Genomic DNA, 23,710 nt, shown 5'->3' with positions numbered 1-23,710 from the left:
CGAACGGACCCAAAAATAGAAAAATATGTAAAAGCAAAAAGGCCCGGAGCAAGTCCGAGCCTAAAAAATCTGATTTTTTTACCAGGCCTTTACAAAGCCTAAGCTGCTATTACACACCGGTCTTGAAGCGCTTGGAGTACCAGAGCACGAAGGGAGAGCAAATGCAGACAGAGGAGTAGGTACCGATGAAGATACCGAAGACCATCACCATACCGAAGTCGCGGATGGAGGAACCGCCCATGATAGCGAGAACCAAGCAGACGAAGAGGGTGGTGAGAGAGGTAATCACGGTACGGCTGAAGCACTGGTTGATAGAGCTGTTGAGAGTCTTGTCGAAGCCAGTGAGGCCATGGATGGCGGCGTTTTCACGAACACGGTCGAACACCACGATGGTATCGTTAACGGAGTAACCGATCATGGTGAGGAGAGATGCGATGAGAGCACCGTCGAAGGAAAGGCCGAAGAGGGAGATGAAGCCCAAGGTAATGAGGGAGTCGTGGACGAGGCCGACCACAGCACCGATACCGAAGCCAAGACCCAGCTTACCGAAGCGGAACCACACATAGAGACCGATGGCGATCCATGCGAGGATGATGGCCATGATAGCGTCGTTACGAAGTTCCTTACCGATGGTAGGACCAACGTTGTCCTTAGCCACAATTTCAACCTTCTGGTTTGCAGCTTCGAAGGCCTGAGCCATCTTGACTTCAAACTGAGCGTCTTCAGAAGCGCGCATGCTGATCTGGTAGGAGTTAGCGGAGGTACCACCCAGAGAGCGAACCTTTGCACCCTTGATACCAGCATCGGCGAGAGCCTTGTTCAGGTCGCCTTCATGCTTATCGGCATCCTGATACTGGACGGTATAAACCTGACCACCAGTGAAGTCGATGCTGAAGTCGAAGCCCTTAACAGCGATAGAGGCGATACTGACCACGATCATGATGATGGAGACCAGCTTGAACTTACCGCGGTTGGGAACAACAGGCAGGTTAGCGTTGTTGAGGAACTTGAAGCCGCCACCGATAGAGAGGGTGGTTGCGTCCTGCTTAGCAAGCTTCCAGTCGAACACGGCGCGGGTAACAGTAAGAGCGCAGAAGAGAGAAGTAATAATACCGATCATCAAGGTAAGACCGAAACCCTTCACGGAACCGGTACCGATCTTGTAAAGGATCAAGGCGGTAAGCACGGTGGTCAGGTTGGAGTCGAAAATGGCGCTGAAAGCACGTTCGTAACCCTTGGCGACAGCGGCGCGGGCAGTGAGGCCGCCCTTGATTTCTTCGCGGATACGTTCGTAAATAATGACGTTTGCGTCGAGAGACATACCAAGCACCAGGATGAAGCCAGCGATGCCCGGGAGAGTCAGGGTAGCGTTAAACACAGACATAACGGCTGCGGTAACCAAAGTATTGATGATCATACCCAGGCTAGCGATGAAACCACCGAGGCGGTAGTAGCCGATCATGAACACGAGGCAGAGGATAAGGCCGACAGCGCCAGAACCGAAGCCCTGAACGATGTTTTCTTCACCGAGGGTAGCACCGACGCTACGAGACTCGATGATGTTCATGGGAGCCTTGAGAGCACCGGCACGGAGCACGACAGACAGACGGTTTGCTTCAGCCATGTCGTCGAGGCCAGTAATCTGAGCTTCGCCATTGGGGATACGGTCGCGGATCACCGGAGCGGAAATCACCTGGTTGTCGAGAACGATAGCCATCTGCTTGCCGATGTTTGCAGCAGTTACAGCGGAGAACTTCTTGGGGCCGATGCCACCGAACTTGAGGCTAACGGCAACTTCGCCGGCGCTGACACCATCGCTAACGCGGTGCGGCTGAGCGTCAACAACATCGTCACCGGACATTTCGGCGCGACGCTTCAGGAGGTAAAGACGCTTGGCCTTGATCTGGGAGCCGCGCTGGACAGGTTCCAGACCGCTACCGAAGGCAAAGTTCACGTCACGGGGAATCAGCTTCTGAACGCCTTCAGTAGCGAGAAGCTTCTTGACCTTTTCAACACTTTCTTCGGCGATGAAACCACCGTTGCCGAAGTTCATGTAGTAAGCGGAAAGAGCAGTGCCGACTTCGCTTGCCGGTTCAGCCTTGGCAGTTTCTGCAGTTTCTGCTGCGGGAGCGGCTTCAGCAACCTGAGTGTTACCGAGAAGTTCGTCATCGGAGAGAGCCTTGGTGGTGTCCTTAGCGGAATCCTTGGCTGCGGCGGCGGTAGTGTCGACGGTTGCGGCAGAGTCTGCAGCGATGTCAGTAGTCTGACGGGTCAGGTACTGGTCGATGAGCAGAACGACCTGCTGGAACTTTTCAGCTTCGGCCAGAATCTTGAATTCCAGCTTTGCGGTGGAACCCACGAGAGCCTTAGCGGTGGAGTCATCCACACCTGCCAGTTCAACCACGATACGGTCGTCGCCGCTGGGAGAAATCTGAGGTTCAGAAAGACCGTATTGGTCAACGCGGTTACGAATGATTTCCAGGGACTGTTCCTGAACGTCCTTGATATCTTCGTTCTTGATACCGGACTTCTCGATTTCGAGAGTAATGGCGGTACCACCAGCGAGGTCCAAACCGAAGTTGATGGACTTTGCACCCAGCTTCGGATTTTCCTTAAGGAAGGTCTTTTTCTCATCACCCGACTTGGAGTGAACCTGAATAGAAGGCCATACAGTGTAGGCCGAAAGAATAATGACGAGGAGAATGATGAATTCTCGCATGCCGAATTTGTTCTTGTTCATTTGTAATCCCTTAATAAGGTACTAAACGCTTAGTTGGGCGCAAAGATAGCAAAACTCGGGGAAGAACCGTCCTGGGCTCCGTAGACTTTCAGCTCCAAAACGTTCTTTTTCCCATTTTCTTCATAAAATCTGCGGATCTCGAATGCATTTTCCCCTATTTTTATAGAAAAATCGCCTTTTCTGAGGGCAACGTTCGATTTTCGGAGTTCGATCAGCTCTTTTATATATGGGTAAGCAGGATGTTTCCGCAAACTTTCAAGGGAATCCCAGGGGATGGTCCGCCTATTGTCGGGGTCCTTACCGCCCTTAAGCCCCAATTCCTCACCATAATATATACAGGGGGCTCCCGGCATAAAGAATAGCAGGGTCAGGGCCAAGCGCACCCGTGCCCTGTCGGAACAAGGCAGGGACTGCAAACGGATCGTATCGTGACTGCCCAGCAGGTTCATGGGAATGTCGCCGGTAGGAGTCTCCCCCTCATCGCTCCCGTACCATCGGGTTTTGGGGAAGGCCTCTTCCAGACGTCGGCAGAACTCCTCGGTACTGATGGGATTTTCGTCAAAGAGGTAAGCCAGCACCGCCTTACGGAACATATAGTTCATGACGCCGTCAAACTGGTCGCCCATCAGCCAGCGGGAAGGCTCATCCCAGATTTCGCCTACGATATAGGCCTCGGGATTGATTGCCTTGATGCGGCGACGGAATTCCTGCCAGAAACTGTCGTCATTGATTTCGTTAGGCACATCCAGGCGCCACCCGTCGATTCCTCGTTTCATCCAGAACTCGCCTACGCTCATCAGGTATTCGCGGACCTCGGGATTGTCGGTATTGAACTTCGGCAGGGCCGGAAAATTCCACCAGCATTCGTAATTGGCTTTTTTTGAGTAAGCCTTCAGGGGCCATTTCTTTATATGGAACCAGTCCACATAAGGGGAATTGCGCCCCAGTTCCAGCAGACTGTTAAACTGGAAAAAACCGCGGGAACAGTGATTGAACACGCCATCCAGAATGATGCGCAGCCCAAGTTTATGAGCCTTTTTTACGAGCCTGTCAAAATCCGCCATGGTCCCAAGGACAGGGTCAATTTCATAGTAATCCATCGTATGATAACGGTGGTTGGAATTGCTCTTGAAAATAGGGCAAAGGTAGATGGCGTTAAAGCCCATGTCGGCGATATACTTCAGGCGGTCTTCAATACCGGCCAGATTGCCACCGAACATATTTTCGCGGGTAGGCCTGGCGTTCCAATCTACGAACTTGCCGGCAGCCTTGTAGCGTTCGGAACGACAGAATCGATCCGGGAAAATCTGGTAAAATATCGAATCTTTCACCCAAGCGGGAGCAAATGAATTCATAATAGGCAATAGTTGGAATAAGGTGGCTGTTTGTCAATAAATATATATCTGCGAAGTCTCTTTTTCGCAAAAAATAGGCTCCATTTTACAATATCAAGATGTTTTGGAACCCAACATTTCAAATAAATTAACTTAAACATAGCCAAAAACGATTATTTTCGCACATTTCATCCACTCCAAAAGTCGGATTCAACGCCATTTGGAGTCCATTTTCAAAACAAGCGTACAGCAACGATTACAAACAACAAAAAAAAATGGACTCCATTTAAGGCAAAGCCCCCGTTTGGAGTCCATTTTCAGCCAAAAAAAAGCGCGGACAAGCCGCGCTGATTTCAAATCACCTAAAATTTCCACAACGGGCGACGTTTGCGTACATCCACCAGCTTGCGGATATCGGAACTAAGGGACGAATAGTCCATCAGTTCGTCAACGGAACAAGGCAGACGGTAGCACCAGTTTGCACCACCCACGGTACCCGGCACATTGACGCGTTCCTTTTCAGGATCCACCTGAGAAAGGCTTGCAGAAAGGGCGAAGTAATCCTGAGCAGGGAGAATGCAGAACAAGCTATTGGAGCTGAACACATGGGTCAGAATGGTACGTGCGACCGTAGGAGTAATTTCCTGGGGCGCGCTGCCCGGCAAATGAGCATGAGACCAGTAAAGACCGCGGTCGAAATCCGGTTCCTTCCACAGGCCGCGAAGGCTGGAGGTATCGTGGCAGCTGGTGGTGCAAACGGAAAGGCGGGGATATTCATCCATATCGTAGTAGGGAGAATAAGGCACATTCCAATTACGGGCCCAGCGTTCGATACGCAGAGAAAGGATGTTTAACTTGTTCAAAACAGTCGGCACGCAAGACGGGACTGCACCAAGGTCTTCGGCGCAGACCAGCATGTCGGTTTCCTTGGCAAGCACAGAGAGCAGCTTGGTAGCATTCTGTTCCCACAAGCCGTTCTGGGAATCTTCGTTGCGCTTAAGAATTTCGCGAAGCTTCTGCTGTTCGTTTTCGGGCAAGGTAAATAAAACCGGCTGATTGTACCAGTACCAGTAGGGGTAGAAGGTATTCTCGTCGCCAGAGGGAATGAACACTCTATTCCAGTAAACCTTCAACAGTTTGTCCTTCACTTCCTGAGGTTCACCCATAGAAAGGATTGCCTTTTCGGAAGAGAATTCCGGCTTCAGCACCAGACGGTCGAATTCCCCTTCCAACGGCTGGAAGCAGACCGGAGCAAGGCGATCCGTATCATCGCCCAGGAAACCGCGAAGCTGGTCAATGGAGTAGTTAGGACGGCGCAGGTATTCCAGCGTAGCCTGGCAGAAACCGGCACTCTGAAGTTCGTTCAAGGTCAGCGGGATACAGGGGTTGAAACGACCCATGATGCCAGTCACTTCGCACTGGGGAATAGACCAAATACGGAAGAAGCCCAGAACGTGGTCGATGCGGTAGGCATGATAGAACTTGCTAGCCTGGGCCAGACGACGACGCCACCAGTCAAAGTTATCCTGTTCGATTACGTCCCAACGGTAAGTGGGGAATCCCCAGTTCTGGCCACTGTAGCTGAACATGTCAGGAGGAGCACCGGCACGATCATCCAGTGAGAAGAAACGGCGTTCAGACCAGACGTCTGCACTGTCTTCGTTAATCAAGATAGGAATGTCGCCCTTCAGGCGAAGACCCATATTGGAAACTTCGGTAACGGCAGCGTTAAACTGCATTTCGGCGACACACTGCATCCAGGCCTGGAACAGGCAGTCCTTAATGAACTTCTTCCAAAGCTTTTCAATATCCTTATCGGTAGGATTGCGATATTCCGCCCAATCCTTCCAGCTGGATTCGCCATTCTGGGCCTTCAGGGTAGCATACACGCAGTAAGGCTTAGCCCAGCTGTTGGAATCAATCCAGCGAGTCAGAACCTTGTCCTTCTTCAGGTAATCGTAACGATTGTCAAAAATCTTTCTGAGGATGGAACGTTTCCAGGTAGAAATCTTGTAGTAGTCAATCTTACCTTCAGCATCGAACTTGGCCTTGGCCTCATGAATTTCCTCTTCGTATTCAGAGGATCCGTCCACGGCCTGCACATTGATGAACACCGGGTTCAGGGCAAAGGCACTGCGGGCGCTATAGGGGCTGGATTCAGCACCAGTATCGTTCACCGGCAGAAGCTGAATAATGTTGAAGTCACAGACCTGAGCCCAGCGAGCAAAGGGAATCAGATCCAGGTATTCGCCGATACCGATGCTCTGCTTGCTATAAAGGCTGAAGAGGGGAACGGCCACGCCGCTCTGGAAATAAGAAAGGTCACCATATCTCATGAGTTAAAATTTAAAAACAAAAGGCAGAAGTTTAAAGGTAAAAGGATAATTAGGTATGAGGTTCGAGGCATGAGGACTGCCCTTTGAGCTAAATAATCGCGACGATACCTCCATACTTTACAACTCATAATTCATATCTCACAACTCATATCTCATAACTATATTTACAGTATGAGTTATGAATGCCGAAATCTTAGAGGAACATTTTGCGTCAAGCGGAACAAGGAATGCGATCCCGGGGCACCGGGTTGCGTCTTGCGAGGACGTTTCGTTTTCCCCTTTAGCGAATCCGCACAGGGCAGAGGCAGCGCCCAACCCGCCAACAAGGAACAGCGCCTATTTCTAGAAAAGGAATACGAGAAAAAATAAAAGAAGCCCTCGTCTGCGAAACGGGGACTTTTAATTTAAACAAACTAACTTTTTGTTTTTGCTAACCCGATTAGGGATTAGATCATTCTCAAGATTTCCTGGGTGGTCTGTTCAGCAAAAGTATTGTCCTGAACAAAGCGACGAACTTCCTGAGGATTGATGCGGGCATATTCAGACAATGCGCGACCGATTCCATTACGGATATAATAGTCGTCGTCCTTAGCGCAGGTCAGGCAGAACTTACGGAGCAAAGGCCAATCAGTGCGGTCTTTGTACTGAATCTGGAAAATGATTGCACTACGGCGAACCCACACATTGGGATCACGGATCCAGGAAGCGATCTTGGTACGGAGAGCCGGCAGACGGAGAGCCAGGTCACCCAGCACGCATGCGGCCAAGGTGTCCACGGTATCACGCCAGGCACGAGTCTTGATCAGCTTCTTCAGGAACGACAAATGCTGGCCACCCAGAAGTCCGCGATGACGGAACAGGTAGTCGCAAGCGGCGTACTGAATTTCACGATAAGGCTGCGTCCACATGTCTTCGACTCTAGCAACAAGTTCATCGCCATCTTTCGGCGGATTCTTGTCAAAAAGGGGATAAGTCACTTCACGGCGGGGAACCAGACGAATTCCGAGGAAGTCGAACTGTTCGCGAGCCTTCTTAGACATTTCATGCGCTTCTTCTTCATTAGAGATAGCGCGGAGAGCAAGTAAGATATCTTGTGTAAAACGAAGCATTGTAGGCCAAAAATAGTCCCAAAAAAAATAAATTTCTAGACCTTGACAAACACTTTTTTCAATTTTTTTTAAATTTTAACAGAATTTTTACATCAAAAAAGTTTAAAAATACTCTTGACAAATCAAAAAGTTTCCAAAGACCTATTTTTGAACCCGCAAACGTACATAAAACACCTACAAAAATACAGATAAAGTTCGCAGGGGCAAAAAAAAACATTTCAACACCAGATTTGGTTGGACAGCCCAAAAAAGAACATCATATTGTAAAATTAAAACATTAAGAAGTATATGAGTGAAATAGCAGACGTCAAGGAAGAAATGCTCCCCATCATCGAAGTTCCGCCGGAACTCAGGGGACTCTCCGACGAAGAAATAATCAAGCGTTCCGAAAAGGAACTGCGCGAAGTTTCCGGAAAACGCAAAAAAGGGGAACGTCGCCCCGGCAAGCGAGAACGAATCGCCGCCAAGGAGAGAAAATCCCACGAAGAGGCTGCAGCCCTTTTTAGAAGTTCGGTCGAAACGCTCCCTCCGCAAAAAAGCGAAATTTTCCGCAACGCATTTACCGAAAAAAGCCCCAGCTGTACAAAGATCGAACCGGAACAGCGACACCCCGGCACAACGAACTTTCTTATGACGGCCAAGAAAACTTTCCCCTCCGGGAACGAAAAATCCGCCACGACCAAAACCTTCTTGGGCCAGACTCCCAGTTCCGGCCGCGTGCTGAAGGCATCCTTCGGAGCAAAGGTCGGAGAAAAGCCCAAGGCCGTCATCGTCTCCGCAGCTGAACTGGCACTCCAGAAAGCCGAAGAACGGGCAAAGAAAATCCGCGAGGCCCTTTTCGCCAAGCGCACAACCGCTTCTGCAATTCAGACAGACGGACCCGCCGCCCAACCGGAGGGTCAACCGGTCAAACGCCCCAGAGGGCGACCCCGCAAAAATCCCCTGCCTGAGGCCTAGACAATCAAAGACCGCCACTCATACGAGCCGCGGTCTTTTTTATGCATTCCTTTTTAAAGTCTGCGGTTCCACACCTGACGTCCATCCCTATATTTTTATATCAATAGTTTTTATATAAAAAAAGACCTCTCTTCCGAGAGATCTTTCTTTACTTTTAGAGGCAACGATCAGACTCGAACTGATGAATAAGAGTTTTGCAGACTCGCCCCTTACCAACTTGGGTACGTCGCCAAAGTGAACCGCAATATAGATAAAAAAACAAAACCTTTCAAGGGGTATTCTCTAATTTTTTTGATTTTTTTATTTTTTGCGCCATGAACAAAGCCACCCTGAAAGTCCGCGCCGCGTCATGGCTAGCCGCCCTGTGGATCCGCAGCCTCCGCATCCGTCTGCGAACCCCAGCAGATTTCGGCCCTGGCGTTCTGGGACTCTGGCACCAGGATTTGCTCGCCAGCACCGCCGCTTTCAAGGATCGGGGCGTTCACGTCTTGGTCTCCCAATCCGACGACGGGGCTTTCTTCGCCGAAACCGCACGACGTCTCGGCTACAAAGTCACCCGAGGCTCCGACACCCGAGGCGCCACCAACGTGCGGCACCTATTGGATTCCATGAAACAGGGCGGCTTCACCGGCATGGCATTGGACGGCCCCAAAGGCCCCGCCCACAAGGTCAAGTCCGGCTCCATCTGGCTCTCTAAGGTTAGCGGCACCCCTCTTTGGCATATTCAACCCCATTACGGGGCTCATTTTAAGTTAAAAACATGGGATAATTTCATCCTCCCGCTGCCGTTGTCATCAATTGACATCGAAATTAAGTATCTTTGTACCGAAAATAATCCGACCAAGTAATTTTTAAAGGAAAATAGGTAAAAAAAGTGATTTTAATGCCGCCTAAATTTGTTGCGTTTGACTTGGAAACAACTGGCCTTAACAACCAGAAAGATGAAATTATCGAAATCGGTGCCGTAAAGTTCACGGTCACGGTAGAAAAGGGACGCGTCGTCCCCAAGCTGGAAAAGGAATTCGAGACTTTCGTCAAGCCCAACATGCTGATCCCCGCCGAAGCTTCCAACGTGAACCACATTTACGACAAGGACGTCCAGGACGCCCCGGCCGTCGGCGAAGCCATCAAGAAGTTCACCGCCTTCTGCGGACAGTCTTCCATCCTTATCGCCCATAACGCAAACTTCGATGCCAGTTTCCTCCGCGTGGCTTACCAGAAGAACCCCCAGATTATTCCGGGCAACCCCATCGTCGATAGCTTGGCCATCTCCAAGGCAATCCTCCCCGAAAGCCCCTCCCACAAGTTGGGCATTCTGGCCGCCGGTTTCCAGCGCCGCGACGAAATCAACATGAAGATCGAGTCCGACAAGATGCACCGCGCCGTTTACGACTGCCTGATGCTCATGGAAGTCTTCGTGGCCCTGCTCCGCCGCCGTTTCAAGGAAAAGGACTGGGAAATGGCCACCATCCTGAAGAACATCGAAAAGTACAAGGGCGTACCCCAGTTCCTGAACAAGTAGGGAACTAGCAAAGCAGTCCGCCTTACGGGCAACTAGGCTGACTTTAAAAAAGAAGCTGGATAGTCGAACTATCCAGCTTCTTTTTCACAATATCCACAAGCAGGCTCGAAAACAACAACCCTGCGGAGCCCTTGATCTATAAGGGATGAACGCCGGCACCAGGTCCGACATTCAATTCTATCAACAGATTGCTAACAATCGTCTAAATACAGAAAAGACCACCTAACAGATTATTCATCCATTAGGCGGACTTAAAAGTCTAAACTCTACAAGAAATAGAATTAGATGCCGAGTTCGCGAGCAACAGCCAGGATACCGCGCTTATTGATAGTGCGGAGACCAGCGTTGGAAACGCGGAGAGAAACCCAGCGGTCTTCTTCAGCAATGTAGAAACGCTTGGTCTGAAGGTTCGGCAGCTGCTTCATCAACTTCTTGCGGTTAGAGTGGGAAACCATGTTGCCCACGAGACCGGCTTTGCCGGTAACTTCACAAATGCGGCTCATAAAAAACTCCGTTGTTTATAACAGAAGCCAATTGTAGAAAATAATTGGGATTCCGTCAAGGTTAATTTTATCATCTTCGTTAATCTTGTAGCGCCTTAGGCAAGTTGAATTTGGTAGATTCCACCAATTTCACGAAATTCTCGATTTCGACGCCACTAAATTTTTCCTTAATCCAGTCCACCACTTCCTGAACCAGCACTTCGGGAGCGCTGGCACCGCTGGAAATACCCACGGATTCAACACCATCGAACCATTCCAGCTCCAGGTCGTTTACAGAGGCAATCAGATGGCTCTTGATTCCCTGTTCCAAACCCAGTTCCATCAGACGGCTGGAATTGGAGGAATTCTTGGCGCCAACCACCAAAAGCATATCTACTTTCTGGCACAGGTCAAGCACGGCGGCCTGACGATTGCCGGTCGCATAGCAGAGGTCACCAGCGTCCGGGCCGATAATTTCCGGGAAACGGGTCTTGAGGGCCTTGATAATTTCGCGGGTTTCGGCAACAGACAGGGTCGTCTGGGTAATGTAGGCCAATTCCTTATTTTCGGGAACATCCACCGTCGCCACGTCAGCCTCGTTACGGACCAGCGTAATGGCACCTTCCGGCAGCTGCCCCAAAGTACCGATCACTTCGGCATGACCCGCATGACCGATCATGATAATATGACGGCCTGCAGAGAAATGACGCTTGGCACTCAGGTGGACCTTGAGAACCAGAGGGCACGTGGCATCCAGCACCTGAAGTCCACGCTTTTCGGCATCGGCGTAAATTTCTTCGGCAACACCATGGGCAGAAAAGATCACCACGGAACCTGCCGGCACTTCATCCAGCTCATCTACAAAAACAACACCCTTGGACTTGAGGGTATCCACCACGAACTTGTTGTGCACGATTTCGTGACGCACATAGATAGGCGTACCAAATTTTTCAATAGCCTTTTCCACCACATGGATGGCGCGGTCAACGCCGGCGCAGAAGCCTCTGGGAGTTGCGAGAATCACTTTTTTCATGATGCAGGTTCCTTATACGGTCGCCAAAAGGAACTTCAGCAACCGTTCATAAGAATTTAGAATTTTTTCCCGTTCCTCTTGAAGACAGGCCTGAGCAACTGCGGGGTCAAGAGCCACATTCCACCAATCCGAGCCCACATCCCCCGCACAAGAAATCCGGGCCACCACGCCACGGGACACCAAATCAGAAACAGCCTCTTCCGCGCCTTTTGAAAACGGACCTACAAAAGTTTTGACACCCTCTCTCAGCGGTTCCCAAAAATCATGAATACCAGGATTCGCCACGAACGAGCCGCCCACCACGGCCACCCCACATGACCGGAGGATTTCAGGAACTAGGCCGAATCGGTTCACGATGGTGACGGAACCTTTCTGGACCGCAGGCCAATCAAGCGCTATCTTTTTTTGGGAAAAGAGGAATTCGCGGAAAAGTTCCGCTTCTTCGAGACGTCGGGGAGCGAGAACAACAGACTTACCTGTAGACGCCGCAGCAGAAACCAGCGCACCGAAAGCGGCAAGTTCTTCCTTATGAAAAGAAACCAAGGCGACGTCAATTAAGGGATTGTCTTTTGGAGCCGCAAATTCACCAGCAGACGATTTCGGGGCGGTTACGTCGCGGGTCCAGTCCAGCAATTTCCAGTTTCCACCGTCAGATTGCAGAGTCACAAAGCCAAGGTCATCGAGGCTCACACCGGGCGCCAGCTTACGGACCCGCCCAGAAACAAGAGCCACCGCCGGCTTTTTGCAATGGCGGTTCATCGCCTCCACATAGCCAGGCCACAGTTCGTTTTCGCCAAGCACAAGAGCCGCAGGATTCACTTCCTTCAAGAATCGCTCCAGGGTATCGGGCAAATCTGCAGGCGACATGGCGACACGACAAACACCCGCAGCCTTATTCCGCAAAGTTTCTAGCGCCTCCGCCTTTTGAGTCGTCAGCAAAATCTCAGGGCATTCACCGTCACAGGAAGGCCAGTCCGCCTTCAGGGCCCGAGCCACAGAAAGCAACATCTTGCACTCTCCGAGACTCGCTCCGTGAAGCCAAAGACGTTTTGAAATTTTCGGACGTTCGTACTGCGAGCCGCTCGTTGGCGAAGCCAGGTTCTTCGGACTTTCGCACCAGGGGCCGTCCAACCGCTCCCGCAATTTGTACTTGCGGTCTAACGCAGGAACACAGGTGCCCCCGCGGGCAACCAGGCGCAGACAAACTCGGGCAAACCACAAAGCAATTCGGGCCGTCAAGGAAAACTTCATCCGACTATCCCAGGAACTTGCGTCCAACAACGACCGCAATCATCACCAGCAGCCAGAGCCACGTAGACGTGTCCGCCTTAAAGGCCGCCGCAAAAGAACGACGGGCAGGGGACTTCGCGGAACGTTCAGCCGAACCCGTTGCGGAACCTTCGCGAGCAGTCGCAGGCCGTCCACCAACTGAAGGGCCCACACCCGAACCACTTAACCGCGGGAAAAAGGCAGGCGTCTCTGCGGCCCAGGTTCGCCATTCTTCGCCGAACCGATTTTCCAGGTAGCGGTCTTCCATCCGCGATAACAAATATTCAAAAGCAAAAAGTGCCACCACAAAAACCAAGGCCACCAGGGCGAATCCAAAATGCAACACCACGAAAGCGTAACCGACCCCGGCGTTAGACAAGTACAGCGGGTGGCGAATGCGGGAGTACACGCCTTCCGTTACAAGTCGGTCCGCATCGTGAGAAAATCCGCGGGTATGTTCCCCGATGATGCGGCGGGCCTGCACACGCAAGAGCACGAAGGCAATCAAGCAAAGGGTTGGCAGCGGCAACATATCAAACCAATCGTCCGATATGGGCATTCCCGGCAAGGCCAGCATGGTTCCCGCCATGGCCCCAAGAATCCAGCCGCGATAGGCATAAAGAATTTTCATCGTTCCCCCGCGCCATCAAAGTTCACGATACTGAAGCGGCCTTCCATTTCGGGAGAAAGTACGTCGTGACTTACGATCACTACCCACTTGTCAAGAGCGGCAGCCGCCTGCAGGAACGCAGCCAACAACGGCTCCCGATCCGCCAAGGCGATGGACGCAAAAGGTTCATCCAGAAGGACCGTATCGCAGTCCGAAGCGAGAGCCCACAGCAAGGCCACGCGGGAACGCTCGCCGCCTGAAAGCCCCTGCTTTTCTACCAGCGGAAGGATCCCGAAATTTTCCGCGAAAGCGAAAAGTTCGCGGCAGCCCGCAACGCTAAACCCACAACCCGCAGCGGTTGCAGACGAACCTTCCGCAGCGGCGACCCCAACAGAGCCCGCGGCCCCCTGCTTCAAACTTTCCAAAATTCCGCGGAGCAAGCGTCGGGGAGGCAACTCCAAATCCTGAGCCACAAAAAATACGGCATTTGCGGCAACCGGCAACGACGAACAAACCCCGTCTGCGGCACCCTCAGCATCCCAGCTTTCCAGGCCCGCAAGCAACCGCAAGAGCGTCGACTTCCCTATCCCATTTTTTCCACGGACAAGAACCGGCTTCGAACGGGACCATTCCAGATTCAAGCCCGCAAAAACCGGACGTTCCGAACCAGCGTACTTAAACGAACCATTCTTCACGAACAGCCCGTCAGGGCTATAACCATTTGCGGAACCCGCCCCACGTCCACCAAAATCAGAACTCCTGATTTCGGCCTTTTCAAATTCTTCCAGGATTTTCAAGGCGCTTACCGCAGACCGGAATTGGGGCAGCACCCGGGCGCATTCCTTTACAGGCTTGTAACTGAGCAAGACCGCCGAGCAGAACAGCACCAAACCGGAGCCATTCATCCACCCGCAGCGAATCAGCACCGCGCAAAAACCCAGGACCAGGACCATGGCCACCACCGACACCGATTCCGCCACCAGCGAAAGTCCATTTTTCCGCAGGCCCGCAGCCAGTCCGTCATTTCGCAAATGGCGGTTCTGCTGCAAAAGTTCGTCAGACAAAAGCGTACGCTCCCGGCGGGAACTCCACTGCAAAAAGAGGCGGCGGGCAAGAGTCAGGTCGCCCCGGAACCGCGAACGGTCGCGAAGCAGATTTTCCTCCACAGGCCCAAGCTTATGAAGTTTCCGCTGAAGGGCGCCCACCACCGGAACCACCACCGCGAAAAGGAACAAGGTCAGCGGCCAGGAAATGTACAGCAACACCGGCAAGAACACCGCCAGCTGCAACACCGCCTGAGCCCCCTGAAAAAGAACCGCCCCATTATTCTGAAGAACCAGCGCCGACTCATAAGCGGATTCCACCAAGAGGTTTCCGGCAGGGGTATGGAAATTCCGCGGATGGAGCAAGCGCAAACGGTGAAGGAACCAGCCCATGATACGAGCGCCCGCCGCAAAAACCCAGCTCTCGGAAACTCGGATTTTCAAGGTCAGGAATATCAGGCGTAAAAAAGTCAGGCCCAACATCAGGCCCACCCATCCATAAAGGGGCATGGGGCCCTCCCCCGAGAGGATATCCATAAAGGCACGGATCCCCCAGAGGACGGCAGCGTCGGCACCGCTGGCAAGCAAGGCCACCGGAAAAAACTTCAAAATACCCCTAAAAAGAGACTTTTTTAACCATTTTTTCAAAAACACAGAGAAAAATTAACTTTTTTTGCCTTACACCCTTTACAAGATTAAAAATCTAACCTATATTTGGCCTACCTAAACGCCTCCATCGTCTAGTGGCCCAGGACTCGGGATTTTCATTCCCGCAACAGCGGTTCGAAACCGCTTGGAGGTATAAGAGAAGCTCAACCGAAAGGTTGGGCTTTTCTTATTTTACAACCGCCCTTAGTTTTATAACCGCAAAAAAGGGCCCGCCTTACGGCGAGCCCAGAGTACACGAAGATCTTTCCCGCGAAAAATTCGCGCGACACCTCCCATAATTAGAAGAACACCTTCACAATCAAAGAACCCACAATAGTGGAAACGATAACGCTGGTCATGCCCGGCAGCATAAAACTGTGGTTCAGCAGGTACTTACCGATTACCGTAGTGCCGGAACGGTCGAAGTTCACGGTGGCAATGTCGGAAGGATAGTTGGGAATGAAGAAGTAGCCGTAAACGCTGGGGAGCACGCCCAAGAGCACCGCACCTTCGATACCCAGACTGTACGCCAGCGGAAGCATGGCCACCACCACGGCGCCCTGAGAGTTAATCAGCACAGACACCGCAAAGAAGGCCAGGGCAATCGCCCAGGGATAATGTTGAACAATATCCTTCAGGCCGCCCTGCATCACGTCCATGTAGTTGGCGAAGTAAGTATCAGCCAGCCAGGCGATACCGTAGATAGCCACCACAGCCACCATGCCAGACTGCCAAACGGCTCCAGCCACAGCCTTCTTGGGTTCAGCCTTACAGAAGATAATCATGAAGGCGGCTGCAGAAATCATCACAATCTGAATGATCAAGTTCATGCCCATGGGCTTCACCTGAGCCACACCATCCACAACCTTGCCAGTGGGGAAAGCGGGACGAATGTCATGGCCCGCAATCTGGAACACAGAGAACATCACAATCACAGCCAAAGCAGCCAGGAAGATAAACACGGAACGTTTTGCTTCCTTGGAAACAGCCTTGTCCAGCACAGAAGCGGTGTTGCCGTACATGTATTCACGCTGCTGAGGGTCTTTCAGCTTAGCCTGGAAAGCGGGATCCTTGTCCAGATCGAGACCGCGCTTGTAGCTAACGGCAGCGGCTGCCATCAAACCGCAAAGGCAAGCAGGAATGGTTACCGCAATCACCTGCAAGTTGTTGATTTCAAAACCGTTGGCGTTGGAAATCACCACGAAGGAAGCCACGGCGGCAGCAATGGGAGAACAGGTAATACCCACCTGGGATGCCACAGAAGCCACGGCGCAGGGACGTTCCGGACGGATACCCTTCTTCAGGGAAATATCGCAGATAATGGGCATGAGGGTGTAAACCACATGGCCGGTACCCACGAGAACCGTGAGGAAGAAAGTGCAAAGCGGAGCCAGGAAGATAATCTGGTTAGGGTGTTTACGCAGAAGTCTTTCCGCTAACTGGATTAACCAATCCATACCGCCCGCAGCCTGCATAATACCGGCGCAGGTCACAGCCGCGATAATGATGTAGATAACATCGGTAGGCGGCTTACCCGGCTGCATACCAAAGCCCAGCACCAAGATGGCAAGGCCAATACCAGAAATTGCACCCAAGGCAAGGCTACCATAACGTGAACCCACGTAAAGAGCAGCCAGCACAATCAAGAGCTGAATAATCATTACAGCCATAATTCCTCCGCTTTTTCAAAAGCAACCAGAAAAAAAGTTATCAGTACGATAACATTTTTCTATTGAAATTACTCTAAAGTTTTGAAAAAAGAACGGGGAGCGCCAAATAAATTATCAAAAAGAAAATCAAGCCCTTTTGTACATATTCAGCGTTTTCTTTAGCAAGGGAATATCGATGGGTTTGGCCAAGTGACCGTTCATGCCGGCGTCCCTGGACTTTTTCACATCTTCTGCAAATGCATTGGCAGACAAGGCCACAATGGGAATTTCAGCACCTTCCTTCTTAGCAGAAAGACGGATTTTCCTGGTAGCCCCAAAACCATCCAGCACAGGCATCATCAAGTCCATCAGAATCAAGTCCAGTTCGTTCTGGCCAGCGCTTTCAAAGACCCGCACCGCTTCTTCGCCATCTCTAGCGCTAGTCACCACCACGCCCATGTCTTCCAGGATTCGGCGGGCAATTTCCAGATTCAAGTCGTTGTCTTCCACCAGCAAGACCTTCATACCATCCAGGGATTCGCTTTCCGCACCTTCAGTGAGGCAAACACGAGAACTCTGATCAATCTTGAAGGGAATCGTCACAGCAACGTGAGTTCCAACGCCCTCTGTACTACGGACCGTAACCCGGCCATTCATCTTTTCCACAAGGGCCTTTACAATCGCCATGCCCATACCGGAGCCCCGATAAGTGCTTCGGGCATCATTACGTTCCTGGGTAAAAGGTTCAAACATCCGTTCAAGGAATTCCTTACTCATACCGATACCCGAATCCACCACGTGGAAACAGTAGGTCAAAACATCCGACGTCTCATTCACGATTTCGGAATAACAGTCTACGGAACCGCCCTTCTTGTTAAACTTAATGGCATTGGTCAAAATGTTCAGGAATACCTGACGGACATGGAGCGGGCTCCCCAGCAAATGGGGACATTTTACACTCAACGCACCATCATATCTAACGACAACATCATTTTCATCAGCACGGAGATTGGCAATAGAACGAACTTCACCAAGAACCTGCTGAAGATCAAAAGGTTCTTCCAACAGTTGAGTTTCGGCGTCATCGAACTCGCACATATCCAGCACATCGTTCAACAACGACAGCAAATGATTGGCGGCGTTCTTCGCCTTCCTGCGGCCTTCCGCCCGCTCTTCCGGACTTTGTTCCTTACGGTCAGCAACTTCAAGCAGACCGATAATTCCATTCAAAGGCGTGCGGATATCATGAGACATCCTGGCCAGGAACTTGGACTTGACCTCACTTCCCCGCTCCGCTTTTCGGAGGGCGTCCTTCAGCTGAACCTTGTAAGCTTCTTCCCTAGCCACTTCTTCGTTAATGGAACGAACAACCCACAGAACATGGGAGCACCGACCATTCTTGTCTCGACTGATGACAACAAATAGACCTTCACACCAACCCGCATTCAAACCCTTAAAATGGATACCAATGGAATCGCGGTTAGCTAGGCGGCCAGCCAAGGTATGAATGTTCGTAAAGTCGAGAAATTCCTGGACCTGTTCCGGCGCCACCGTCGTCTGGCAAATGGCCCTGAACTTTTCCATGGACTCACCCATCTGACCGATGACGTTGGAAATATAATCTCGGGTAGAATCGCCCAGTTCGCGGAAATGCCCCGTAGAAAGGTCAATATCATAGGCACAGAAGTAAACCTTGGCCAAGGTACTGATAATGGAATTACGGAAAATTTCGGTATCCAACAATTTGTCCACGTTCTGGAAACCCGCAATAATCTCGGAGGATCCCTCGATTTTTACGTACTTGTACTGGAAGTAATGAATATCTCCATTTTCAACCACGCGGTAGGTGCCCACATAGTTTTCATGATCCTTGAGATAGGCAAGGACCTTCTCCTTTTCCATGGCCTTGTACATCATTTCGCGATCTTCCGAGAAGACGCGGTCTTCAATGTAGTGAGCCCACATGGCATCATACGGGAACTTGTTTTCAGCCCCAAGGTCGCTACGGACCATGAAGCCGTCCTGCTTGACAATGGAGATCTCATCTTTGTCAGGATTCCAAAGGTACACATAACGGAAATCCTGGCTTAAGGCAGTAACGAAGTTCAGCTGACGTTCCTGAGCCAGTTTCTCTTGAGAAAGATCGACTCCATAGATAACCGCTTCCAGATGACCGTTGATGGGGTTCATCATATAGCGGACGCAAGCACGGTACGGAATAATTTCATCGTCCCTAAAACATTCCATCTCCCGTTCGAAGGACATCTTGCCCTCTTCATAATGCCGGATCAAGGAAGCACAAGCAAAATCCTTGAGGTAAGCTATACGGGAAACCTGCTTGGGGATATTACAGGAAAGTATTTCCACAATGGAATCTACTGTCGTGGGTTCCTGACGCGAAGCCATCCAGGACTTAAGCCCCTCGATGTAACCGTCCTCGCCATCTACCCCCAGGACCGCATTGCCGGTAAGGTCCAAATGAAAAACCACATCGGTATTGGGAATGGAATCCTTCAGCAATTTAAGCTGATCTACATACTGTTTTTCGGTACGGCGAATGGAGGTTACGTCAGCAACATACTCAACAAAAACCTTCCGGCCATCCAGCTCCTTGTATTCAACCTTGGTATTATAAACTCGGTCACCAAGATTCACATCGGCATTTAGGGAATCGCGTTTTTCTGACTTGCGGAGGGGGCAAAAAGGGCACTGACTATCCAGGCCCATCATATACTTGAAACAAGGCACCCCCTTATAGGGAGTTTCACCCTGTTTTGCATAATCTCGGGCCATCTTATTCGCATAAACCACAGAAAACGATTCTGCATCGCAAACCAGGACCAGACGATCAGAGCCGTCCAAAACAGATTCAAGCAATTCAACACAGCTAGACATCAATCACATCCGCCTTAATCAGCCTCACAAAAGGCCAAAAATACTACGAAAATCTTACGAAGCGCAAATATAATACAATGTGAGGCAAAACGGTAAATTTGTACGAAAAAAAAATTTTATGCAACACCCTTGACTAATTCAGATACTTTCCTATATTTGGTCGCACCTAAACGCCTCCATCGTCTAGTGGCCCAGGACTCGGGATTTTCATTCCCGCAACAGCGGTTCGAAACCGCTTGGAGGTATACAAAAACACCGCTCACTTGAGTGGTGTTTTTTGTATACCCCTCCCCGTTCCACGGGAACTACGGTTGGAAATTCATTTTTTTCAAAAATAAACCGTACCAGTAATCAAAAATCAAGCTCCACAACAACAATCATACGGTCTAATTCAGGAAAGACATCTTCTTCAACCGTAATTTCCCAACAAAAAAAGAAAGAACCCCACCGGATTCTTTCTTTTTTTCTGCGACGCTCGGTTCTTAATAGTTCTCAGCGTTGACTTCGAAGTAGGACTGGGGATGAGCGCAAGTGGGGCAGACTTCGGGAGCCTTGGTACCCACGACGATATGACCGCAGTTGCGGCATTCCCAAACCTTGACTTCGCTCTTTTCGAACACGGCGGAAGTTTCCACATTCTTGAGAAGTGCGCGGTAGCGTTCTTCGTGATGCTTTTCAATAGCTGCTACCAGGCGGAACTTCTTTGCAAGGGCGGCGAAACCTTCAGCTTCGGCAGTCTTTGCGAATTCTTCGTACATGTCGGTCCATTCGTAGTTTTCACCGTCGGCAGCAGCCTTCAGGTTTTCTGCGGTGTCACCGATGCCGCCCAATTCCTTGAACCACATCTTGGCATGTTCCTTTTCGTTTTCTGCAGTCTTCAGGAACAGTGCTGCGATCTGTTCGAAACCATCCTTCTTTGCGCGGGATGCAAAGTAAGTGTACTTGTTACGAGCCTGGGATTCGCCTGCAAATGCAGCTTCGAGGTTCTTTTCGGTCTGGGTACCAGCGTACTTATTAGCCATCGTGTCTCCTTGAATTGAGGTTAAAACGTTACTGAAACAATATACAATGTTTTTTTTAGAAAAAACAGTTCGCCTACGGCTCTCGCGAAATCAATCGACCCCTCTTATTCGAAAGCTCGAAGACCATCTTATGAAAAAAGAAACGCACCCTAATGGGTGCGCTTCTTTTATTCAAAGGAGAGAGAGGGATTCGAACCCTCGGTCCTGTTACAGACTCCGGTTTTCGAGGCCGGCTCAATCGACCACTCTGACATCTCTCCGACGTAAGGCGCAATGTAGTATAATTTCTCTGCTTTGTCTATTAAGGTTCCTTTACAGGTGGCCGTTTTTAGCGGCGGTCCATTCAACCCTTAGTGCAGGTCCAATTAGCTACATCATCAGCCGTTGGCCAGAGCTTCCTCCACTTCCTTTCGCAAGGGGATCGAGGGTACGGCGCCGGGGCGGCTTACCGCAATGGCGGAAGCGCGGGCGCTCATGCGGAGAGCCTGAGCAATGGGCATGCCTTCTGCGAGACCTGCCAGGAAGTACCCGGTGAAGGTGTCGCCGGCGGCAGTGGTATCCACTGCCTTCACGGGGAAGATAGGCTGGAACACCTTCTGGTCACCATCGCTATACACGGCACCGTCCTTGCCCAGGGTCAGCACAATGCGGGCCTTGGGGAAACGCTTGCGCATTTCAGCCAGAATTTCATCCGGGTCCGTCTTGCCGGTCACCTGATTGCCTTCCACCTCGTTCAGCAAGAAGATGCTGATCTTGGTCATATCCACCGCATCCAGCTTTTCATTGAATGGGGACGGATTCAAGGCGATCTGCATTCCCTTTTCGTAAGCCTTGTCCACGATGTAGGGCAAAAGGTTCACTTCGTTCTGCAGCAACAGAATGTCGCCGGCAGCAAAGTGGCCGAGAACGCCATCCACATATTCCTGAGTCAGACGCTGGTTTGCACCACCATACAGCAAGATACTGTTCTGGGCGTTCTTGTCAATCTGGATGATGGTATGGCCAGTTTGATCATCGACTTTAGCAATGAATTCCCCGTGAACACCATACTCTTTACAAGCGTCCAGGAAGGGCTGACCATCTTCACCAATCATACCGCCCTGATAAACTTCAACGCCAGCCTTAGCAAGAGCAACAGACTGATTCATACCCTTGCCGCCCAGGTAATGCTTGACGGCTCCGGTAGCTTCAGTTTCGCCCGGCAGGATAATGTGGTCCACGCTATAGACGTGGTCAAGGTTCATGGATCCGATATTTAGAACTTTCATGATACCTTCCTACTTACCTGCATTTTCAGCAGTGACCAACGTGACCTTCACCGGGATGTTCTTTTCTACAACCTTGCCGTTGGCGATGTCCATGGCAGTACGGACAGCAGTTTCGCCAATCAGTGCGGGCTGCTGAGCGATGGTTGCAGCCATACGGCCAGCCTTAATGGCTTCAACAGCGTCGTCGGTTGCATCAAAGCCAACCACCATCACCTTCTTGCCTGCACCGCTGCTAGCTTCTACGGCACCCAGAGCCATTTCGTCGTTAGCGGCAAAGACTGCAGCAATCTTGCCATTAGCCTGGAGCATATTTTCCATGACGCTCATGCCTTCGGTACGGTTGAAGTTTGCGGTCTGAGAGGCAGCCACTTTAAGTTTCTTATCGGCAATGTTGTGGAAACCCTTACCGCGATCGATAGCGGCAGAGGAACCCAGAGTACCCTGAAGTTCAGCGGTAATAACGCCTTCACCCAGCTTGTCTACGATGTACTGGGTAGCCAATTCTGCACCGGCAACGTTATCGGATGCAATCTGGCAATCCACTTCCACACCGTTGATGGCGCGGTCCACGCTAATGACCTTTACGCCCTTGGACTTGGCCACCTTTACGGCACCGGTCAGAGCATCGGAATCCACAGCGTTCACGATAAGGATGCTAACGTTCTTGCTGATCAAGTCTTCAATGTCGCTAACCTGCTTGGAAACATTGTCACCAGCGTCAACCACAGTGAGGGCAAGCTTCAATTCAGCAGCAGTCTTCTTGGCACCTTCAACCAGAGTAACGAAGAAGGGATTGTTCAGAGTAGAAACAGACAGACCGATGGTACCGCTGAAGCTGGGCTTATCGGCATTCAACTTGTCTGCATTTTCAGCAGTGACCAAGGTGACCTTCACCGGAATGTTCTTTTCGATGGACTTGCCGTTGTTCAGATCCACTGCAGCACGAACAGCAGTTTCACCAATCAGGCCAGGCTGCTGAGCGATGGTTGCAGCCATGCGGCCAGCCTTGATAGCTTCTACAGCATCGTCGGTTGCATCAAAGCCAACCACCATCACCTTCTTGCCTGCACCGCTGCTAGCTTCAACAGCACCCAGAGCCATTTCGTCATTGGCAGCAAAGACTGCGGCAATGTTGCCGTTGGCCTGGAGCATATTTTCCATAACGCTCATGCCTTCGGTACGGTTAAAGTTTGCAGTCTGGGATGCGACCACATTCAACTTTGCATCGGCAATGTTGTGGAAACCCTTACCGCGATCAATAGCAGCAGAAGAACCCATGGTGCCCTGCAGCTCTGCAGTCACAACACCTTCGCCAAGCTTGTCTACGATATATTGGGTTGCAAGTTCTGCACCGGCAACGTTATCAGAAGCAATCTGGCAATCCACTTCCACGCCGTTGATGGCGCGGTCCACGCTAATGACCTTCACGCCCTTGGACTTGGCTGCCTTTACAGCACCAGTCAAGGCGTCAGAGTCTACAGCGTTCACAATCAGGATGCTGACATTCTTACTGACCAAGTCTTCGATGTCGCTCACCTGCTTAGAAACATTATCACCAGCATCCACCACAGTAATGTTGGCATTCAGTTCCACGGCAGCCTTCTTGGCGCCCTCCACAAGAGTCACGAAGAAAGGATTGTTCAAAGTAGAAACAGACAAGCCGATTGCGCCCTTGGAATCAACCTTCTGGGCAGTAGTCTTTTCTTCACCGTCAATGACAATAGAACATGCGGCCATCATCACAGACACAAAAGAAGCGAAAAGTAAAGCAAAAATTCTTTTCATGATTCAAA

18 protein-coding genes, 4 tRNA genes and 1 pseudogene are annotated in these 23,710 nt (G+C 50.9%); 6 read left to right on the top strand and 17 right to left on the bottom strand.

The genetic code is table 11. The features are described 5' to 3' along the window. Positions 1-109: 109 nt before the first annotated feature. From BUB94_RS04455 to BUB94_RS04445, 3 genes are all read right to left on the bottom strand, one after another. Positions 110-2,740 (bottom strand): protein translocase subunit SecDF, encoded by a 2,631-nt coding sequence (locus BUB94_RS04455; protein ID WP_073158884.1) that lies wholly within the window; start codon positions 2,738-2,740, stop codon positions 110-112. 29 nt (positions 2,741-2,769) lie between these two features. Next, complete coding sequence (locus BUB94_RS04450) at positions 2,770-4,095, bottom strand: glycoside hydrolase family 13 protein (protein WP_083538105.1); 1,326 nt, start codon at positions 4,093-4,095, stop codon at positions 2,770-2,772. Between the two features lie 341 nt (positions 4,096-4,436). Beyond that, on the bottom strand, positions 4,437-6,410 hold the full coding sequence (locus BUB94_RS04445) for a 4-alpha-glucanotransferase (RefSeq protein ID WP_073234540.1): 1,974 nt from the start codon (positions 6,408-6,410) through the stop codon (positions 4,437-4,439). Positions 6,411-6,581: 171 nt separating this feature from the next. Here BUB94_RS04445 and BUB94_RS16165 point away from each other — a divergent pair, with 171 nt between their 5' ends. Beyond that, on the top strand, positions 6,582-6,779 hold the full coding sequence (locus BUB94_RS16165; RefSeq protein WP_083538104.1) for a hypothetical protein: 198 nt from the start codon (positions 6,582-6,584) through the stop codon (positions 6,777-6,779). Between the two features lie 77 nt (positions 6,780-6,856). On the opposite strand, the gene BUB94_RS04440 is transcribed toward BUB94_RS16165, so the two are convergent. After that, positions 6,857-7,519 carry a DNA alkylation repair protein gene (locus BUB94_RS04440; RefSeq protein ID WP_073158880.1) on the bottom strand — a complete coding sequence of 221 codons (663 nt, stop codon included), beginning with the start codon at positions 7,517-7,519 and terminating at the stop codon, positions 6,857-6,859. A gap of 288 nt (positions 7,520-7,807) precedes the next feature. On the opposite strand from BUB94_RS04440, the gene BUB94_RS04435 reads away from it, so the two are divergent. Then, positions 7,808-8,476, top strand: a complete 669-nt coding sequence (locus BUB94_RS04435; protein ID WP_073158878.1) for a hypothetical protein — start codon at positions 7,808-7,810, stop codon at positions 8,474-8,476. Positions 8,477-8,634: 158 nt separating this feature from the next. On the opposite strand, the gene BUB94_RS04430 is transcribed toward BUB94_RS04435, so the two are convergent. Continuing rightward, positions 8,635-8,707: transfer RNA gene (locus BUB94_RS04430), tRNA-Cys, on the bottom strand. Positions 8,708-8,790: 83 nt separating this feature from the next. On the opposite strand from BUB94_RS04430, the gene BUB94_RS04425 reads away from it, so the two are divergent. After that, positions 8,791-9,324, top strand: coding sequence for a lysophospholipid acyltransferase family protein (locus tag BUB94_RS04425; RefSeq protein ID WP_073234537.1), 534 nt, complete (start codon positions 8,791-8,793; stop codon positions 9,322-9,324). A 35-nt stretch (positions 9,325-9,359) separates the two neighbouring features. Further along, entirely contained in the window at positions 9,360-9,998 is a 639-nt protein-coding gene (locus BUB94_RS04420; protein WP_249269459.1) for a 3'-5' exonuclease, read from the top strand. A gap of 281 nt (positions 9,999-10,279) precedes the next feature. Here the strand turns inward: BUB94_RS04420 and rpmB are convergent, their stop codons facing one another. The 5 genes from rpmB to BUB94_RS04395 all read right to left on the bottom strand — a co-directional run bounded on the left by rpmB (position 10,280) and on the right by BUB94_RS04395 (position 15,044). Next, on the bottom strand, positions 10,280-10,501 hold the full coding sequence (gene rpmB, locus BUB94_RS04415) for a 50S ribosomal protein L28 (protein WP_073158872.1): 222 nt from the start codon (positions 10,499-10,501) through the stop codon (positions 10,280-10,282). 79 nt (positions 10,502-10,580) lie between these two features. Further along, positions 10,581-11,513 (bottom strand): 4-hydroxy-3-methylbut-2-enyl diphosphate reductase, encoded by a 933-nt coding sequence (ispH, locus tag BUB94_RS04410; protein ID WP_073158870.1) that lies wholly within the window; start codon positions 11,511-11,513, stop codon positions 10,581-10,583. A gap of 12 nt (positions 11,514-11,525) precedes the next feature. Beyond that, entirely contained in the window at positions 11,526-12,764 is a 1,239-nt protein-coding gene (locus BUB94_RS04405) for a 3-deoxy-D-manno-octulosonic acid transferase (RefSeq protein ID WP_073234534.1), read from the bottom strand. A gap of 4 nt (positions 12,765-12,768) precedes the next feature. Further along, positions 12,769-13,413 (bottom strand): methyltransferase family protein, encoded by a 645-nt coding sequence (locus BUB94_RS04400; RefSeq protein ID WP_073234531.1) that lies wholly within the window; start codon positions 13,411-13,413, stop codon positions 12,769-12,771. Further along, positions 13,410-15,044, bottom strand: a complete 1,635-nt coding sequence (locus BUB94_RS04395; protein WP_254793666.1) for an ATP-binding cassette domain-containing protein — start codon at positions 15,042-15,044, stop codon at positions 13,410-13,412. The genes BUB94_RS04400 and BUB94_RS04395 overlap by 4 nt, the downstream gene beginning before the upstream one ends. 120 nt (positions 15,045-15,164) lie before the next feature. Between BUB94_RS04395 and BUB94_RS04390 the strand changes: the two genes are divergently transcribed. After that, a tRNA-Glu gene (locus BUB94_RS04390) sits at positions 15,165-15,237 on the top strand. A 145-nt stretch (positions 15,238-15,382) separates the two neighbouring features. Here the strand turns inward: BUB94_RS04390 and BUB94_RS04385 are convergent. Then, a complete protein-coding gene (locus BUB94_RS04385) occupies positions 15,383-16,753 on the bottom strand; it encodes an anaerobic C4-dicarboxylate transporter (protein WP_073158862.1) in 1,371 nt (456 codons plus the stop codon). Between the two features lie 126 nt (positions 16,754-16,879). Continuing rightward, positions 16,880-19,627, bottom strand: a complete 2,748-nt coding sequence (locus tag BUB94_RS04380; RefSeq protein WP_073234526.1) for an ATP-binding protein — start codon at positions 19,625-19,627, stop codon at positions 16,880-16,882. Between the two features lie 172 nt (positions 19,628-19,799). Between BUB94_RS04380 and BUB94_RS04375 the strand changes: the two genes are divergently transcribed. Then, a tRNA-Glu gene (locus BUB94_RS04375) sits at positions 19,800-19,872 on the top strand. 237 nt (positions 19,873-20,109) lie between these two features. Here BUB94_RS04375 and rbr read toward each other — a convergent pair. The 5 genes and pseudogenes from rbr to BUB94_RS17445 form a co-directional block, all read right to left on the bottom strand. Continuing rightward, positions 20,110-20,649, bottom strand: coding sequence for a rubrerythrin (gene rbr, locus BUB94_RS04370; RefSeq protein ID WP_073158858.1), 540 nt, complete (start codon positions 20,647-20,649; stop codon positions 20,110-20,112). A 175-nt stretch (positions 20,650-20,824) separates the two neighbouring features. After that, positions 20,825-20,909 (bottom strand) — tRNA-Ser (locus BUB94_RS04365). A gap of 117 nt (positions 20,910-21,026) precedes the next feature. After that, the gene (locus tag BUB94_RS04360; protein WP_073234523.1) at positions 21,027-21,917 is read right to left on the bottom strand and encodes a ribokinase; all 891 of its coding nucleotides are present in this window, start codon (positions 21,915-21,917) and stop codon (positions 21,027-21,029) included. A 9-nt stretch (positions 21,918-21,926) separates the two neighbouring features. Continuing rightward, complete coding sequence (locus tag BUB94_RS17450) at positions 21,927-22,799, bottom strand: substrate-binding domain-containing protein (RefSeq protein ID WP_346348710.1); 873 nt, start codon at positions 22,797-22,799, stop codon at positions 21,927-21,929. Then, a pseudogene (locus BUB94_RS17445) lies at positions 22,794-23,702 on the bottom strand (substrate-binding domain-containing protein); the annotation flags it as partial. The pseudogene BUB94_RS17445 and the gene BUB94_RS17450, both read right to left, overlap by 6 nt. Positions 23,703-23,710: the final 8 nt, after the last annotated feature.

The sequence above is a fragment of the Fibrobacter sp. UWH9 genome (assembly GCF_900129715.1).
In the GTDB taxonomy this organism is placed as follows: domain Bacteria; phylum Fibrobacterota; class Fibrobacteria; order Fibrobacterales; family Fibrobacteraceae; genus Fibrobacter.
This window is presented reverse-complemented; position numbering and strand designations above follow the sequence as displayed.